The 16,785-nt window shown below is 43.8% G+C and carries 15 protein-coding genes; 5 read left to right on the top strand and 10 right to left on the bottom strand.

What is annotated here, in order from left to right:
- Positions 1-148 precede the first annotated feature (148 nt).
- The 3 genes from glgA to topA all read right to left on the bottom strand — a co-directional run bounded on the left by glgA (position 149) and on the right by topA (position 5,982).
- A complete protein-coding gene (gene glgA / locus L4D05_RS21635) occupies positions 149-1,606 on the bottom strand; it encodes a glycogen synthase GlgA (RefSeq protein ID WP_428795258.1) in 1,458 nt (485 codons plus the stop codon).
- Position 1,607: 1 nt separating this feature from the next.
- The gene (gene glgC / locus L4D05_RS21630; protein ID WP_428795286.1) at positions 1,608-2,876 is read right to left on the bottom strand and encodes a glucose-1-phosphate adenylyltransferase; all 1,269 of its coding nucleotides are present in this window, start codon (positions 2,874-2,876) and stop codon (positions 1,608-1,610) included.
- Positions 2,877-3,354: 478 nt separating this feature from the next.
- Positions 3,355-5,982, bottom strand: coding sequence for a type I DNA topoisomerase (gene topA / locus L4D05_RS21625; RefSeq protein WP_428795257.1), 2,628 nt, complete (start codon positions 5,980-5,982; stop codon positions 3,355-3,357).
- A 333-nt stretch (positions 5,983-6,315) separates the two neighbouring features.
- Between topA and L4D05_RS21620 the strand changes: the two genes are divergently transcribed.
- Positions 6,316-6,561 carry a YciN family protein gene (locus tag L4D05_RS21620; RefSeq protein ID WP_428753674.1) on the top strand — a complete coding sequence of 82 codons (246 nt, stop codon included), beginning with the start codon at positions 6,316-6,318 and terminating at the stop codon, positions 6,559-6,561.
- A gap of 77 nt (positions 6,562-6,638) precedes the next feature.
- On the opposite strand, the gene aroA is transcribed toward L4D05_RS21620, so the two are convergent.
- Positions 6,639-7,919, bottom strand: coding sequence for a 3-phosphoshikimate 1-carboxyvinyltransferase (aroA, locus tag L4D05_RS21615; protein WP_428795256.1), 1,281 nt, complete (start codon positions 7,917-7,919; stop codon positions 6,639-6,641).
- Positions 7,920-8,142: 223 nt separating this feature from the next.
- Here aroA and aat point away from each other — a divergent pair, with 223 nt between their 5' ends.
- The 3 genes from aat (at position 8,143) to infA (ending at position 9,866) form a co-directional block, all read left to right on the top strand.
- The gene (aat, locus tag L4D05_RS21610; RefSeq protein WP_428795255.1) at positions 8,143-8,871 is read left to right on the top strand and encodes a leucyl/phenylalanyl-tRNA--protein transferase; all 729 of its coding nucleotides are present in this window, start codon (positions 8,143-8,145) and stop codon (positions 8,869-8,871) included.
- A complete protein-coding gene (locus L4D05_RS21605) occupies positions 8,868-9,566 on the top strand; it encodes an arginyltransferase (RefSeq protein ID WP_428753670.1) in 699 nt (232 codons plus the stop codon). Before aat ends, L4D05_RS21605 begins: the two co-directional genes overlap by 4 nt.
- A gap of 81 nt (positions 9,567-9,647) precedes the next feature.
- Positions 9,648-9,866, top strand: a complete 219-nt coding sequence (gene infA / locus L4D05_RS21600; protein WP_005600159.1) for a translation initiation factor IF-1 — start codon at positions 9,648-9,650, stop codon at positions 9,864-9,866.
- 116 nt (positions 9,867-9,982) lie between these two features.
- On the opposite strand, the gene L4D05_RS21595 is transcribed toward infA, so the two are convergent.
- The 3 genes from L4D05_RS21595 to clpS all read right to left on the bottom strand — a co-directional run bounded on the left by L4D05_RS21595 (position 9,983) and on the right by clpS (position 13,846).
- The gene (locus L4D05_RS21595; RefSeq protein WP_428795254.1) at positions 9,983-11,059 is read right to left on the bottom strand and encodes a serine hydrolase domain-containing protein; all 1,077 of its coding nucleotides are present in this window, start codon (positions 11,057-11,059) and stop codon (positions 9,983-9,985) included.
- Between the two features lie 148 nt (positions 11,060-11,207).
- The gene (gene clpA / locus L4D05_RS21590; RefSeq protein ID WP_428753667.1) at positions 11,208-13,484 is read right to left on the bottom strand and encodes an ATP-dependent Clp protease ATP-binding subunit ClpA; all 2,277 of its coding nucleotides are present in this window, start codon (positions 13,482-13,484) and stop codon (positions 11,208-11,210) included.
- Positions 13,485-13,525: 41 nt separating this feature from the next.
- On the bottom strand, positions 13,526-13,846 hold the full coding sequence (gene clpS / locus L4D05_RS21585; protein ID WP_265675054.1) for an ATP-dependent Clp protease adapter ClpS: 321 nt from the start codon (positions 13,844-13,846) through the stop codon (positions 13,526-13,528).
- 536 nt (positions 13,847-14,382) lie between these two features.
- On the opposite strand from clpS, the gene cspD reads away from it, so the two are divergent.
- Positions 14,383-14,604 carry a cold shock domain-containing protein CspD gene (cspD, locus tag L4D05_RS21580; protein WP_428753666.1) on the top strand — a complete coding sequence of 74 codons (222 nt, stop codon included), beginning with the start codon at positions 14,383-14,385 and terminating at the stop codon, positions 14,602-14,604.
- Between the two features lie 217 nt (positions 14,605-14,821).
- On the opposite strand, the gene hisIE is transcribed toward cspD, so the two are convergent.
- From hisIE to L4D05_RS21565, 3 genes are all read right to left on the bottom strand, one after another.
- Entirely contained in the window at positions 14,822-15,448 is a 627-nt protein-coding gene (gene hisIE / locus L4D05_RS21575) for a bifunctional phosphoribosyl-AMP cyclohydrolase/phosphoribosyl-ATP diphosphatase HisIE (protein WP_428795253.1), read from the bottom strand.
- The gene (hisF, locus tag L4D05_RS21570) at positions 15,445-16,218 is read right to left on the bottom strand and encodes an imidazole glycerol phosphate synthase subunit HisF (RefSeq protein WP_428795252.1); all 774 of its coding nucleotides are present in this window, start codon (positions 16,216-16,218) and stop codon (positions 15,445-15,447) included. Before hisF ends, hisIE begins: the two co-directional genes overlap by 4 nt.
- 324 nt (positions 16,219-16,542) lie before the next feature.
- Positions 16,543-16,785: IS3 family transposase (locus L4D05_RS21565; RefSeq protein WP_428795251.1), on the bottom strand; the 243-nt coding region annotated here is incomplete at its 5' end.

The following is a 16,785-nucleotide window of genomic DNA, read 5'->3' as shown; positions in this document are numbered from 1 at the left end:
GCGTTACGTTACCACAATTCTTGTAAATGCAGGTAAAAAGTCCGCACTTTTTCATTCAAAATCATTTCTAAGTGTTAACTTATCATCGATTTTTATCATTAAAAAAGGCGACATAACGTCGCCTTTTACATTTAAGCAATGCTAATAATTAGCCTTGATTCAACGCAATATCATACATTTTACTGTAATCCTTTGCAGACTCAAGCCAACTAAAATCACGCCCCATTGCACGAAGCTGCATCTTATGCATCTCTTCTGGTTGCTGCAAATAGAACAACAGCGCCCTTTGCAGAGTAATCAGCAACGCATCGTGGCAAGGTTCATCGAAACCAAACCCTGTGGCTTCTGACGGGTTATCATCAAAATCAATAACCGTGTCTTTTAGTCCACCCACTTTACGAATAATCGGTAGCGTTCCATAAGCCATGCTGTACAGTTGGTTAAGACCACAAGCTTCGAACTCTGATGGCATCAAAAAGAACTCTGAGCCCGCTTCTACCAAGTGAGCAAAACGGTTGCTGTAGGCCTCAACAAATGCCAGTTTATCTGGATGCGCTAATGCGATATCACGCAGATGAGCAGCAATTTGAGATTCACCCGTTCCGATAATGACCATCTGCACATCATTTTTAAGAAACTTCTCTAAAATTGGCAGAATGTAATGAAAGCCTTTCTGGTGGGTCAAACGACAAACCATCCCGACCATTGGCGTGTCAACTTGAGGTAAGTTGAGTTCTTGCTGCAGCAACCTTTTTGAGGCTAACTTTCCTTGTAACATACTAGAAAGCTTAGCTTCATAACGCTCAGGCAAGAATTCGTCGTTTCGTGGATCCCACTCAGAGTAATCACAACCGTTAACGATACCATGTAGATCTTTCGCGCGGTGCACAAAGTCATCTACTAATCCATGCGAGCCTAACGGCGTTACCAACTCCGCGGCATAGTTCGGACTGACCGCATTGATCTTGTCAGCAAAAGCGATACCCGCTCGCAACATGCTCACCCAACCTTCGCCGTACTGTAAGAACTCCATCCCAGACAAGTTCAGTTCTGGAATGATTTCAAGCTGACTATAAGAAAAAATACCCTTAAAGATAGCGTTGTGTACCGTTAGGACAGATTTTACGTCACGAAAACGCTCATCATCACCGTAGCGAGTTTTAAGCAAAAATGGCACTAAACTGGTATGCCAATCGTTCGCATGAACAACGGCAGGTTTGATACCAAGTTTCGGTAATACATCTAAGCTAGCAGCAGCAAAAAAACCAAATCGCTCGCCGTTGTCAGCATAAGCGCGGTTGTGCTCAGCATACAGTTCAGGTCGGTCGAAGTATTTATCACACTCGATAACGTAAACATCCACACCATCAAGCTCGGTTTTTTTTACTTGATATGCCGTATGCGGCCAATGTTCTAGCTCTGTGGCAAGAACACACTCGTAATCGTGTTTATTCGGTAAGGTTTGGTAGCCAGGTAATGTAATCGCTACCGATTTCCCGAGCTCTTGCAATGCTTTAGGCAGAGCCTTGGCAACATCTGCCAAGCCTCCACTTTTTACAAGTCCTTGAGCTTCTGAAACTGGAAACCATACATCTATGTTTCTCATTTTAGAATCCAACTTTTGTCCCTTTTTTGATGACTACTACGCCACCTGGAGAAACATGAAAACGCTTCGCGTCCAACTCTAAATCTTCACCAATCACTGTTCCAGGGGCAATTTCTACATTTTTATCAATAATTGTGCGCTTGATAGTACAGCCCGCGCCAATTTTGACGTCACCTAGGATAACAGATTCGCTGACAATAGAACCAGCAGCAATATTACTTCTGAAACCTAGGACCGAGCGGTAAATGGATGAGCCGCGAACGTAACTGCCACCAGCAACTAGGCTGTCTGTAATTTTAATTTTTTGATGCTCGGCATCCACAAACGTCGCCGGTGGTAGAGGTGGATAGTACGTGTGTAGAGGCCATGTGCGGTTGTACAACGAAAACTGAGCGTCTTCTTGTAGCAAGTCCATGTGTGCTGCCCAATAAGAATCAATCGTACCCACATCACGCCAATACGTGGTGTCTTTTTCACCTGTGATTTTGTTGGTTGAAAAGTCGTAGACATACACGTCCCCTTCCGGGAACATTTTAGGGATGATATCTTTACCAAAGTCATGGCTTGATGCGTCATTTTCCGCATCAACACGTAGCTCATGGTATAGGCTCTCAGCTTCAAAAATGTAGTTACCCATTGATACAAGTGCCATATCGGGGTGACCTGGGATCGATTTAGGATTTTGTGGCTTCTCTTCAAAGCCAATCATTTTACCGTTTTCATCCACTTCAATTACACCAAACTCTGAAGCTTCAGCTAATGGCATGCGCAAAGCAGATACCGTCAATTTGGCTTCAACGCGTTTGTGGAAGTCCAACATCTGGCGAATGTCCATTTTGTAAATATGGTCAGAACCAAAAATACAGACGTGCTCAGGGTTTGCTAACTCAATGAAGCGAACATTTTGATAAATAGCATCCGCTGTGCCTTCATACCAACGCTTACCATCACGCATTTGCGCTGGGATAGGGTCAATAAATCGGTCGGTAATGCCGGTAAGGTTCCAGCCCTTTCTCATGTGTTGATACAGTGATTGAGATTTAAACTGTGTCAGTACATAGACACGCATTAAGTCTGCATTAATAAAATTGTTGAGGGCGAAATCGATAAGACGATAACTTCCGCCAAAAGGCACTGCAGGCTTGCTGCGAGACTCAGTTAAAGGACGAAGGCGAGATCCTTCGCCACCAGCAAGAATCATTCCTAATACACCAGCCATTATATTCTCCGTTTTTACAGCTTTGTCATTATTATCAGGCTTGTCATTTATGAGGGGGGCCTGACATCATTATTAACGGATGACGATGTCGATGTCGATGTTGGCATCAGACAATCAAACGTTGAATATCGTATATAAATTTAATCATTGTTTATAAATAATTCATTCGTGCTCTACTAGCCCTACGAACTGCGCACTTTTCGACCATAGTCTTCGTATGGTTTTCATCTAAATTATCGTGTTGAAAAAAGATTACAACTAGTAAGATCGCAATATAGTCCATTGTTCGGTATTGCATTGCAACTCGTGGCGTATGTCACAATTTAACTAGTAAAAAGCACATAAAGCACACACCGCATTAACATTTTGCCTACTCACACACCAACCAATTGTGATCTCAAGCGCGTTAACACTTTTTACATAGTTGCGTTACATACGTATAAAAACATGACCATTATCGTAATTGCACATTTACGAGACAAAAAAAACAGCACCCAATAGGTGCTGTTTTTAATAGGAAAAGTAGGAATTATTTCTTAGGCTTTTTACGCTTATCGGTAATTTCCCATTTACCATCGACAAACAAACCTGTCCAACCAGAAGGTTTACCTTCTACTTCTGAACGAACATAGTTTTCTTTGGTTTTACGGCTAAAGCGAACCACCGTCGGACGACCATCTGGGTCTTCTACGGGTGCATCAGCTAAGTAATGGAACTTAGGTGAAATTCGCTCTTTATATTTAGCAAGTTCACTCACCAATGGTGCGCGAGTTTCGCGCGACTTAGGGAAGTTACTTGCTGCCATAAACAGACCTGATGCGCCATCACGAAGGACAAAGTAAGCGTCTGAATTTTCGCAAGGCAGTTCAGGGAAGTGAACCGGGTCTTCTTTAGGCGGTGCAATTTCACCATTTTTAAGAATCTTACGAGTATTTTTACATTCCTCGTTAGTACAACCCATGTACTTACCAAAACGGCCATTCTTCAGTACCATTTCAGCGCTACACTTATCACATTCAACCGTTGGGCCGTCGTAGCCTTTAACTTTAAACTCGCCGTGCTCTACAACATAGCCTTCACAGTTCGGGTTATTACCACATACGTGAAGTTTGCGCTTATCGTCGATTAGATACGCGTCCATTGCCGTTTCACAAATAGGACAGCGTTTTTTAGCACGTAGCGCAGCCGTTTCAACATCCTCTTCTAAGACGTTGATAATGCCTTCTTCATCACCAAGGTTAATGGTGGTTTTACAGCGCTCTTTCGGTGGTAATGCATAACCTGAACAGCCTAAGAACACACCCGTTGATGCGGTACGAATACCCATCGTTCGAGAACAGGTCGGACATTCGATATTCGTCTCAACGATATGATTAGGCTTCATGCCTCCGGTTTCTTCATCGAGTTCGGCTTTTTCAAGATCCGTTGTAAATTCGTTGAAGAAGTCGTTAAGCACCCCTTTCCAGTTCGTTTCACCTTCCGCGATTTGATCGAGCTTTTGCTCCATACGAGCGGTAAAGTCATAGTTCATTAGGTCGTCAAAGCTGTAATTGAGACGGTCAGTAACGATCTCGCCCATTTTCTCAGCATAGAAACGACGCTGTTCTACTTTTACGTAGCCACGGTCTTGGATTGTCGAAATAATAGAAGCATACGTCGATGGTCGACCGATACCCTTCTTCTCAAGTTCCTTAACCAGTGCCGCTTCTGTAAAACGTGCTGGCGGTTTAGTGAAGTGCTGCTTGGGATCCAGTGCCACTAAATCCAGTTTGTCGCCAACTTGTACCGCAGGCAGAATCGCATCTTCGTTTTTACCCATAGGACGTTGAACACGAGTCCAACCATCAAACTTAAGAATACGCCCTTTCGCTTTTAGCGTGAAGTCATCAGCTTTGACACTCACCGTTGTTGAATCGTATTTAGCTGGCATCATTTGACACGCAACAAATTGATTCCAAATCAATGAATACAGTTTATGAGCATCGGCTTCCATGCCCTGTAAGTCATCAACTTTAACCGTAACGTCAGAAGGTCGAATCGCTTCGTGCGCTTCTTGTGCACCCTCTTTGCTACCGTAACGCAATGGGTTCTCTGGCAAATACTCACCGCCAAACTCACTATCGATATAGCTTCGAACCGTCTCTACCGCTTCCGAGCTTAAGTTCGTAGAATCGGTACGCATATAGGTAATGTAGCCGCCTTCATAAAGACGCTGCGCTAACATCATGGTCTTTTTAACACCGTAACCAAGGCGAGTACTCGCAGCTTGTTGCAATGTTGATGTGATATAAGGCGCCGATGGCTTGCTCTGCGTCGGTCTGTCTTCACGCTTGCACACTTCATACGTGGCGTTGGCTAAAACCGCTGTAGCTGAGCTTGCTTCTGTTTCATTAGTTGGTTTGAATGCCTTACCGCCCTTTTGAGCAACAAGCAATCTGAAATCTGTTTTATTGACGGTTTTAGTATCGGCATGAATGTCCCAGAACTCTTCTGGGATAAACGCGTTGATTTCACGCTCTCTTTCTACCAATAACTTAACCGCAACCGACTGTACACGGCCTGCAGACAAGCCACGTGCGACTTTCTTCCACAGTAATGGCGATACCATAAAGCCAACAACACGGTCGAGGAAGCGACGCGCCTGTTGTGCATTAACACCATCCATGTTCAGCTCTCCAGGTGCCTCAAAGGCCTGCTGGATAGCATTTTTAGTAATCTCGTTAAAGACGACTCGTTTATATCGCTCTTCATCGCCACCGATGATCTCACGAAGGTGCCATGCGATAGCCTCTCCCTCGCGGTCCAAATCGGTTGCGAGGTAGACGTAATCGGCGTCTTTCGCTAATTTCTGTAGTTCTGCAACGACCTTTTCTTTTCCAGGTAGGATCTGATAATTAGCATCCCAGTCGCTGTATGGGTCGATGCCCATCTTTTTAATCAGTGCTTTTTGGTCTTTTGCTTTTTTAATTCGTGCTTTTTCTTCAACACTTAAACCTTTGGTCGAGACTGCCGCTGCTTTTTTACCAGTACTTTGACCTGCAGTTGGTAAATCACGTACGTGACCCACACTCGACTTCACGACGAAGTCTTTACCCAGGTATTTGTTGATGGTTTTAGCCTTAGCGGGTGACTCCACTATAACCAGTGACTTTCCCATAATGACACTAACGTCCTATATCACATTGCGAGTGTTAATCGCACGATGTTCGAAATTTATGCTTCTTTTTACTATTGAGCGAGAACAAAAGAAGATCAACCTGTTTTTTGCAATTACATTCTAATCGCTCGACAAATGTCCGATCTCACTTCGTCTACCCATTGAAACGAAGGCGCCATAGTAAACGTCAAACCCTTATTGTGCCTAGCTTTGATAATCAAAATTTGTTTCTTATCACAAAACATCCGCCATTGTAGGCAACAACTTAGCACTTGCAAACCCGCAGCGCGTCCATACACTATCGGAAATTGCCTAATGATTGAGAGCGTTTATATGTCAGAAAAACAACGTATTTCCGAGTTTGATTTATTGCTAATTGCAAACCAAATAATTCAAGAGCATGACGACTATTTAGAGGGTATGCGTGCAGACAGTGTAGATGAAAAAGAGGAAGTGCTCGTTTTTAAAGGAAATTATTTTCTCGACGAACAAGGCCTACCCACTGCCAATACTACGGCTGTATTTAACATGTTTAAGTACCTTGCCCATCATCTTTCTAAAGAATTTACTTTAAAGTAATCATTAACACAGGCCGTCGTTAACACGGAAAAAATAAAGCGCCCTTTTGCTGGGCGCTTTATTACTTCATCAACCTACTATTGGCTTAGTTCTGCCAGTTTGTCAAAATAATCAGGGAATGTTTTTGACGTACATTTGGGATCATTAATGGTCACTGGAGTATCGCTCAGCGCAACAAGTGAGAAACACATTGCCATTCTGTGATCATCATAAGTATCAATCGCAGCGTGGGTTAATTGAGAGACAGGCTCAACAATAATATAGTCTTCACCTTCTTCTACTCTTGCGCCTACTTTTTTAAGCTCTGTTGCCATGGCCGCTAGACGATCGGTTTCTTTGACGCGCCAGTTATAAACATTACGTATCACGGTTTTTCCCGTCGCAAATAATGCGGTTGTCGCAATGGTCATCGCAGCATCTGGAATATGATTATAGTCCATATCAATGCCAACCAATTGGCCTTTTCGGCACGTGATATAATCCTCGCCCCATTCAATTTCTGCGCCCATTTTCTCTAACGCATCAGCAAAATGTATGTCACCTTGAATACTATCCTTGCCAATTCCCGTGACCTTGATTTCTCCGCCCTTAATCGCGGCAGCGGCAAGGAAATATGAAGCAGATGAGGCATCTCCCTCAACTAAGAATTGACCCGGTGAGCGATATTGCTGCCCACTACGAATCACAAAGCTCTGATAGTTTGAGTTTTCAACAACTACACCAAACTGCTTCATGATGTGAAGAGTAATATCAATATAAGGTTTTGACACCAAATCACCAACAATCTCAATGGTCACGTCAGATTCAGCAAAAGGGGCGGACATTAAAAACGCAGTCAAAAACTGGCTTGAGATAGACCCGTCGATGGTAACTTTTCCACCTTTTAGGCCTGTGCCGTATATTTTGAGTGGTGGATAATTATCATTTTCAAGATATTCCACTTTTGCGCCTGCTTGTGCTAATGCATCGACAAGATGCCCAATCGGACGCTCTTTCATTCTTGGCTCACCAGTTAGCACATAGGTACCTTGGCCGAGGCATAGTGCTGCCGCCAACGGGCGCATTGCTGTTCCCGCATTACCCAAGAATAGCTCTGTCATTTGGTCAACCGAAAAAGGGCGACCCAGTCCTTGCACAACGCACTGTTTTTTGTTTTCTGACAGTTCATAGCTTACACCTAGCGCGGTTAAGGCGTTAAGCATATGTTTAATATCGTCACTATCAAGAAGGTTGGTCAGTGTTGTCGTCCCTTCCGCCAAAGCCGCTAAAAGTAACGCGCGATTTGAGACACTTTTAGAACCTGGAAGGTTAACCGTTCCGGAGACTTTTTTGATGGGTTGGAGTGTTAAGCTTTCCATTAATTGAATCTAATCCTTTACTGGCATCCACTGTCCTACAACGAATACCATTACTATTCTTCGTAAAAGCAGCCTAACCAAATTACGCATCAAACACCAGCTTTTATCCGCGACTTTTGTCTACCTTTTACGCAATCAGTACTAGCTAGCTAGTACTGATTCAATCGGTATATTCACGCCTAAATAGCGTATAATTACTTCATGAACGGCTAAGCTAATTATCATGACTATTTATTTACCTGAACTCAGTAACACTGATTTTGATTTTCCCTCTCCTTTCGAGGCATTGGAGGATCCTAATGGGTTGCTCGCTTTTGGTGGCGATCTTAACCCCGAAAGGATCTTGAACGGTTACCATCATGGGGTCTTTCCTTGGTTTGGTCCTAATGAGCCGCTACTGTGGTGGAGCCCCGCCCCTAGAGCGGTCTTCATTCCTGATCTCTTCAAGCCTTCGCGTAGTTTGAGAAAATACCAAAAAAAAATGCAATATCGTGTGACGATCAACATGGCGACAGAGCAAGTCATCAAATATTGCTCTAGTACCCGACCCGCTCAAGAAACCTGGCTAAATCAAGATATGTGCGATGCCTACATTGCTTTGGCCGAACAAGGACACTGCCAATCTGTCGAAGTATGGCAAGACGATACCTTAGTTGGGGGACTGTATGGGCTGTCTGTTGGAACGGTATTTTGTGGTGAGTCCATGTTTTCGCTGCAACCCAACGCTTCAAAAGTCGCGTTATGGTATTTTTGCCAGCACTTTGTCAAACACGGTGGGACACTTATCGATTGTCAGGTCATGAACCCACACTTGGAATCACTAGGCGCGATAGAATTAACCCGCGAGGTATTTATCGATAGTTTGCATCAACGTAGAGAAGCGTCCATGCTTAAGGATTGTTACACACAACAGGATATTACGGTAACTCTACCCAAGGTGAACAACGAATGAACATGGCCTCACAACAAATTCGGATTGGTTTAACCACAAACCAACCATGCAGCTACATCAAAGAACAAGAAGAGCGTGTGGCCATCGTCTTAGAAAAGTACTGCCATGATGAAGAGCACTTTGAGATGCTACTTGCTAACGGGTTTCGCCGTAGCGGCGACGTTATTTATAAACCACAATGCGACCATTGCCAGTCATGCCAAGCATTAAGAGTCGCGATTCCCGAATTTGAAGCCAGTCGCAGCCAAAAGCGCCTTCTATCCAAATCTACGCACCTTTCCTGGACCATAAAAACCGAACTCGATGAAGGGTGGTTTGAACTCTACGCTAAGTATATCAACGCACGTCATACCAGTGGCAGTATGTATCCTCCTAAAAAAGAGCAGTTCTTTGATTTTGCTAAATGTGGCTGGATGACTATGCACTTTCTCCATATTTATGAAGGAGAGACGCTCGTTGGTATTGCAATTACAGACATTTTGGAAAATAGCGCCAGTGCGTTTTACACTTTTTTTGACCCAGACGTACCACTATCTCTGGGAACGCTCGCCGTGCTTTTTCAAGTGCAATACTGCCAACTTTACAACAAACAGTGGCTATATTTAGGCTATCAAATCGACCAATGCTCCGCCATGAACTATAAAACACGCTTCCAACGTCATCAAAGGCTAGTAAATCAGCGGTGGCAAGGGTAGAATACGCGACAACTTTACTTATAAAGATTTTAACGGCACAATGCAGACCGTTAAAAGCGCCACATTTCGAAAGAGGATTCAATGGCTAAAGAAGACGTAATTGAGCTACAAGGCACTGTTCTTGATACTCTACCAAACACAATGTTCCGTGTTGAACTAGAAAACGGTCACGTAGTTACAGCCCACATCTCTGGTAAGATGCGTAAAAACTACATCCGTATCCTTACTGGTGACAAAGTAACTGTAGAGATGACTCCATACGACCTATCTAAAGGTCGCATCGTCTTCCGTGCTCGTTAATCTCTACGTTTAACAGAACACAAAAAAACGGAGCTTAGGCTCCGTTTTTTGTGGCTATTTTCTCGCCAATAGTGACATTAATACAAACATTTCATCCACATTATAAGTCACTTACATTATAGCTCACCCACTAGCTGCTGAATAAGCCCTAATACTGGCTGAAAAGTTAGCTTATAATTTCCTGCTGTTGTCACTACTACCGCTTTTTTGCTCGGTATTATTGCAATATATTGCTCACCATAACCCACGGCCATGACTGCATCAGCAGACGGCACTTGCCAAAAGTGCAATCCATAACCCATTTTGTAGCCACTAAAACGGCTCGTTTTCAACTGTCCTAACCAATGCTTCGCGACTATTTGACGCCCACCGTAAACACCCCCATCGAGCCACATTAAACCAAACTTCCCCATATCCCTAGAAGTAAGTCGTAGCCCCCAATCTGCTCCAGCTTCTCCGCTACCAAAGTGCGCCAACCATTGGTAATTGGTAATAGATAGCGGCTCAAATAGCTTCTCTTTCATGACCTGAGTGAACGGCTTGCCATAGGCTCGCTCAATCACTTTAGATAGCCCTATCGTCGATAGCCCGCTGTATGAGAAACGCGTACCCGGTTCAAATGCTACTTCAGTCTCGACAAACTGCTGGTACACGTCTTTAGCGTGGTAATGCCTTGAAAATACATTTGCGACCCCATCACTATAAGGTACGCTTAGCTCATCTAACGCATAGCCCGTCGACATATTTAGTACGTCGCGAAGGCGTATTTTCTCTTTTTGCTTTCTATCTCCCCCTTTGTATTCAGGGAAGAAATCAAATATCTGAGCCTCTAAGCTAGAAATTTTCCCTTCATCAATGGCGATAAAAATTAATGTCGCGACAAATGACTTGGTCACCGAATGAATATTATGCAGCTCATCTGGCCCGATGGGTAAACGAGAAGTCTGATAGTTACCGTCAAGACCGCCACCTTGACGATAGAGTTCCAACAAAAGTTGTCCGTTTTGCCAAGCTAGTAAACTATGGATATTTGATGCTTTACCCTGCTCTACGCGCTCAATAATGGGCTGAAAGTGGTCAGCTCCAGACTTAACCAATACTGGTGATTCTTGACAGCCAGTACTAGCAAAACACAATAGAACAATGAGTGTGAACTTAATGAGGAAATGAAGGTTACAGTATAATTTGTACATCTTAAGGCTCAACAGGTAAGGTTATCTCCATTAGGCCACTTTAAATGATCACTAACCGCTATCTATAGGCAATAAAAAAGCGTGCGAGAAATCGCACGCTTTATCGTCACCGTTTCATCCTATATCAGGAAGAATCAGTACCTTATGGCTAATGAAGCACTTCTTCCTTAGAGCCAATATACTCGAACGTTAGGTCGTCATCTTTCAAGCCAACCTTAACCGTGCCACCATCAACCAGTGAACCAAAGAGCAATTCATTTGCTAGCGGTTTCTTCAGCTTGTCTTGAACAACACGGCCCATTGGACGTGCGCCCATTGTCTTGTCGTAACCTTTCAGCGCAAGCCAATCACGAGCCTCAGCGGAGACTTCTAACGATACGCCACGGGAATCAAGCTGTGCCTGAAGTTCAACAATAAACTTGTCTACTACTTGGTGAATAACCGTATCATCTAAACTATTGAACCAAATGATTCCATCAAGACGATTTCGGAATTCAGGTGTAAAGACACGCTTGATTGCGCCCATCGCATCTGGTTTGTGATCTTGCTGTATCAAACCAATGGATTTTTTCTCAGTTTCAGAGACACCAGCGTTACTAGTCATGACCAAGATCACATTACGGAAATCGGCTTTACGACCGTTGTTATCCGTCAGCGTACCGTTATCCATAACCTGCAATAGCAAATTAAAGATATCTGGGTGGGCTTTTTCAATCTCATCAAGTAAAACCACTGAGTGTGGGTGCTTAATCACTGCATCCGTCAATAGTCCGCCTTGGTCATAGCCGACGTAACCCGGTGGCGCACCAATTAGACGACTCACAGAATGGCGCTCGCCGTATTCTGACATGTCAAATCTAAGTAATTCAATGCCCAGAAGTTTAGACAATTGCACCGTGACTTCTGTTTTACCGACCCCTGTTGGACCAGCAAACAAGAAAGAACCAACCGGTCGTTCATCGTTCCCCAATCCAGCACGCGTCATCTTAATGGCTTCTGACAACACATCGATGGCTTTATCTTGACCAAATACCAGCATCTTCATTTTTTCATCAAGATTTTGCAGTATATCTTTGTCTGACGATGACACGGATTTTTCCGGAATACGCGCCATTTTGGCAACCATAGACTCAATATCAGCAACGCCAACCGTTTTCTTACGGCGGCTCGCAGGGACAAGTCTGCTACGGGCACCAGCCTCATCAATAACATCAATAGCTTTATCTGGTAAGTGACGTTCGTTAATGTATTTCGCCGAAAGCTCTACAGCCGCACGAAGCGCCTTGTTTGTATAACGAACTTCGTGGTGCGCCTCATACTTAGGCTTCAATCCGATAAGGATTTTGGTTGTATCATCTAACGAAGGTTCAACCACATCAATTTTTTGGAAACGACGCGACAAGGCACGTTCTTTATCAAAAATATTGCTGTACTCTTGGTATGTTGTCGATCCAATACAGCGCAATTTACCGCTGCTCAGCAACGGCTTAATCAGGTTCGCCGCGTCAACTTGACCACCCGATGCAGCGCCAGCACCAATGATAGTATGAATTTCATCGATAAAGAGAATGGCGTCGTCTTCTTTTTCAAGCTGTTTCAAAATGGCTTTAAAACGCTTTTCAAAGTCACCACGATATTTTGTACCTGCCAGTAATGAACCGATATCAAGCGAATAAATCACACAGTTTTCAATGACATCCGGCACAAGACCTTCAACAATGCGCCATGCGAGGCCTTCTGCAATAGCGGTTTTACCTACTCCGGCCTCACCCACAAGTAATGGGTTGTTCTTACGACGACGGCAAAGTACTTGAACGGTACGTTCTAGCTCTTTATCACGACCAATAAGAGGATCGATGTTGCCGTCTTTGGCAACTTGATTCAAATTAGTCGCAAAATTTTCTAGGCGATCTTCGCCATTTGCGTCTTCAACAGGCTCACTTCCACCACCTAGTGAACCGCTTGATGGTTCACTGTCTGAAGCGCCAGAATTTTTAGTAATACCATGAGAAATGAAGTTAACGATATCTAGGCGGCTAATATCATTTTTCTTCAATAGATAGGCGGCATGAGATTCTTGCTCACTAAATATGGCGACTAAAACATTAGCCCCAGTCACTTCACTACGTCCAGAAGACTGTACGTGAAAGACTGCGCGCTGCAATACCCTCTGGAAACTCAACGTTGGTTGGGTTTCACGAGTATCGTCGTTGTCAGGGATGAGTGGCGTTGTTTGGTCAATGAATGCGTCAAGCTCTTCACGCAAGGTATCAAGATTTGCGCTGCAAGCCGTTAAAGCCTCTTTAGCCGAGTCATTTTCCAACAAAGCTAAAAGGAGATGCTCTACGGTCATGAATTCATGTCTTTTATCACGGGCACGAGCAAATGCGCCGTTGAGACTCGATTCTAATTCTTTGTTAAGCATAAGTACCTCCTAAGGAATGACAGTTGCCATTCATTCGAAAATTAGGCTTTTTCCATGGTACACAAAAGTGGATGTTCATTTTCCCTTGAATACATGGTCACTTGAGCAACTTTCGTTTCGGCGACTTCAGATGTATACGTTCCACATACGGCTTTCCCGTCATAATGTACCTGTAACATCACCTGTGTCGCTTTATCTTCGTTGAGTGAAAAAAAGCGTTCCAAGATTTCTACAACAAAGTCCATCGGCGTGTAATCATCATTGTTTAATACAACATGGTACATACCCGGTGGCTTAACCTTAGTTTTTTCTTTCTCCAGTAAGTCTGAGTCTGGAGTCACCCATTCAAAATTTTTACTCATGGCCAGAATGTTTGAGAGTTTTCGTTAATATTCAAAAGACTGTATAAACCCAAAATTACCCAATGTCGCTAAGGCGTTTTATGCTTACACTCGAAAAGCATCTCTATATTAGAGACTAATGCACCAATTGTATCGCTGCAAACAAAACAATGCTATTAGTGTGTGTCACATATGAGCCAAGTAGCAAAAACATTTCCTCCTCTACTAAGAATACAGCATCAGAATCCAAACAGAAGCGCCAGTTTGCGAGATTGTTAAAACCAAAGCGCATATGTTTAGAATATGTGGTTATTTATGCGACATTCTTATTGACTAAGTTTAATGATTGACTAAAGTGGTTAATTAGTGACTAAAATTTAACAAGTTTATCTCGCCTCGACTTCGCTCATAGGAAAAGGCTTACATTGTTTTATAACCGCCTAGAGCAAGATTTGTGGATGAGAAAGAATTGAGGTCACATACAAAGAAGCGTCGACGGTGAAGTGGTGAACCGTGTCTTCGAACGACTTCAGTAAAATGCATGAGGGATGTATAGCATGGCTACAGGTACAGTAAAATGGTTTAACAATGCCAAGGGATTTGGATTTATTTGTCCAGAAGGCGGCGACAACGATATATTTGCACACTATTCAACGATTCACATGGACGGGTACCGAACCCTTAAAGCAGGACAACAAGTCACCTACGAAGTAGAAGAAGGCCCTAAGGGCTATCACGCCAGCTCCGTTACTCCAGTGGACGGTGACATAGCAAAGTAGCGCACCGCACGCGCCAACAATATTTATCGAAGACACATACTCACCACTCCCCTTATATACGATGCTTAGTTGCTGTTGTTCTTCCATGAGGATGGAGCAGTGCAAGGCGTAAAACAGCTCACTAAAAAAGCCCTCTTACGAGGGCTTTTTTAGTGAGCTAGTGCTAGTAAGTAATAATCACACGCCTATCACTGCTAATTGAAAAACATCACACCTGCTACTTATGTCGTTCTTTCAACTTATTAATAACATCATTCATCGATAAGCCTTGGTCTTGAAGCAAAACCATAAGGTGATAGATCAGATCAGCAGACTCACAAACTAACTCCGCTTTGTCACCCGACGTTGCCGCAAGCGCGACTTCAACGCCTTCTTCGCCAACTTTCTGCGAAATGCGTTTGGTGCCACTAGCATACAAGCTTGCGGTATAAGATGAGTCCGGATCGGCATGTTTTCGAGCAGCGAGCAATTGCTCAAGCTGATGAAGCCACACCATTTGTGACTCTTCTTGCTGATCAGCATCGAAACAGGTTGTGGTTCCCGTGTGACAGGTGGGGCCAATAGGGTCAACCTTCACCAATAGGGTGTCATTGTCACAGTCTAATGCTATCGATTTAAGCTGCAATACGTTACCCGATGTTTCACCTTTCGTCCAAAGACGAGACTTAGTGCGCGAGAAAAAAGTCACCTGTTGCGTTTGTAGCGTTTTGTCTAGTGCCTCTGGGTTCATGTAACCCATCATCAATACCTGACTCGATTGGAAGTCCTGTACAATCGCAGGCAGCATTCCATCGATTTTTTCCCAGTCAATACGCTCGTTTAGCGTGGCTGTTGTTTCGCTCATAATCGGATCTCCACACCTTGGCCAGCTAAATACTGTTTTAGCTCACCAATATTAATTATTTGTTTGTGGAAAACGGAAGCGGCAAGCGCACCATCCACGTTAGTTTGCTTGTAAACTTCAGCAAAGTGCTCCATTGCACCCGCACCGCCCGAAGCGATTAATGGCACCTTACATACTTCACGGACCATATTGAGTTGCGTAATATCATAGCCGCTACGAACCCCGTCTTGGTTCATCATATTGAGAACAATTTCACCGGCACCACGTTTCTGAACTTCTTGCACCCAATCACGTGTTTCCCACTGAGTTGCTTTAATGCGAGACTCGTCACCCGTAAACTGGTAGACCTGATATTTCCCGGTCTCTTTATCAAAATACGAATCAATACCCACAACAATACACTGCACACCGAACTTATCGGCGAGTTCAGTAATCAGCTCTGGATTTGCTAGCGCAGGGGAGTTAATTGATACTTTATCCGCCCCAAACTCCAAAATACGCGCCGCATCTTCTGCTGACTTAATACCGCCCGCGACGCAAAACGGAATATCAATCACTTCTGCGACCCGAGCTACCCAGCTTTTATCAACAACACGACCATCGCTTGACGCCGTAATATCATAAAAAACCAACTCATCAGCGCCCTCTTCAGCGTACCGCGCTGCCAGAGGAACAATATCGCCTATGACTTCATGGTTACGGAACTGAACGCCCTTTACCACCTGACCATCTCGGACATCCAAACAAGGAATTATTCTTTTTGCTAGCACCACTTACTCCCTACGGCATAAAACGGAGTTGTTATTCCCTTTCTAACCTTCAAAACTTCACCTTCATGTGATTTAACACCGTCGCTTCACACCGACTAGAGCTCGCTCTAATGCGGGTGTATCCTTCCACCACAGCTGTGTCACTCAATCCTACATCGAAACACTATATAACAACCTTTTTTACATTTCATTGAAAAGATGACCTATTGGAATCAACAAGTCGGGAACAACGGATACTAATCGTAATACCACCGAGTTTGCTCTTTCACAACAAAACAGAAAAGCCTCATAATTGAAGTGACCCCGTAAAGTTGGACATTTCTGTTAAGCGGCTTTTAAGGCCTGAGTTCGATATTCTATCGGAGTCAGGCCTTTCAGTTTCACTTTTATACGCTTGGTATTGTAGTACTCGATGTACTCTTTGATTTGCTCTATCAGAGCATCTTCAAAGCTTTGGTTGTGATACATCTCGGTTTTGAGCAAAGCAAAAAAGTTTTCAGCAACAGCATTATCCAAGCAGTTACCTTTTCTCGACATGCTTTGCGTTAAACCACTCTCCGCTACCTT

Source organism: Vibrio nomapromontoriensis (assembly GCF_050337205.1).
Taxonomy (GTDB): domain Bacteria; phylum Pseudomonadota; class Gammaproteobacteria; order Enterobacterales; family Vibrionaceae; genus Vibrio; species Vibrio nomapromontoriensis.
This window is presented reverse-complemented; position numbering and strand designations above follow the sequence as displayed.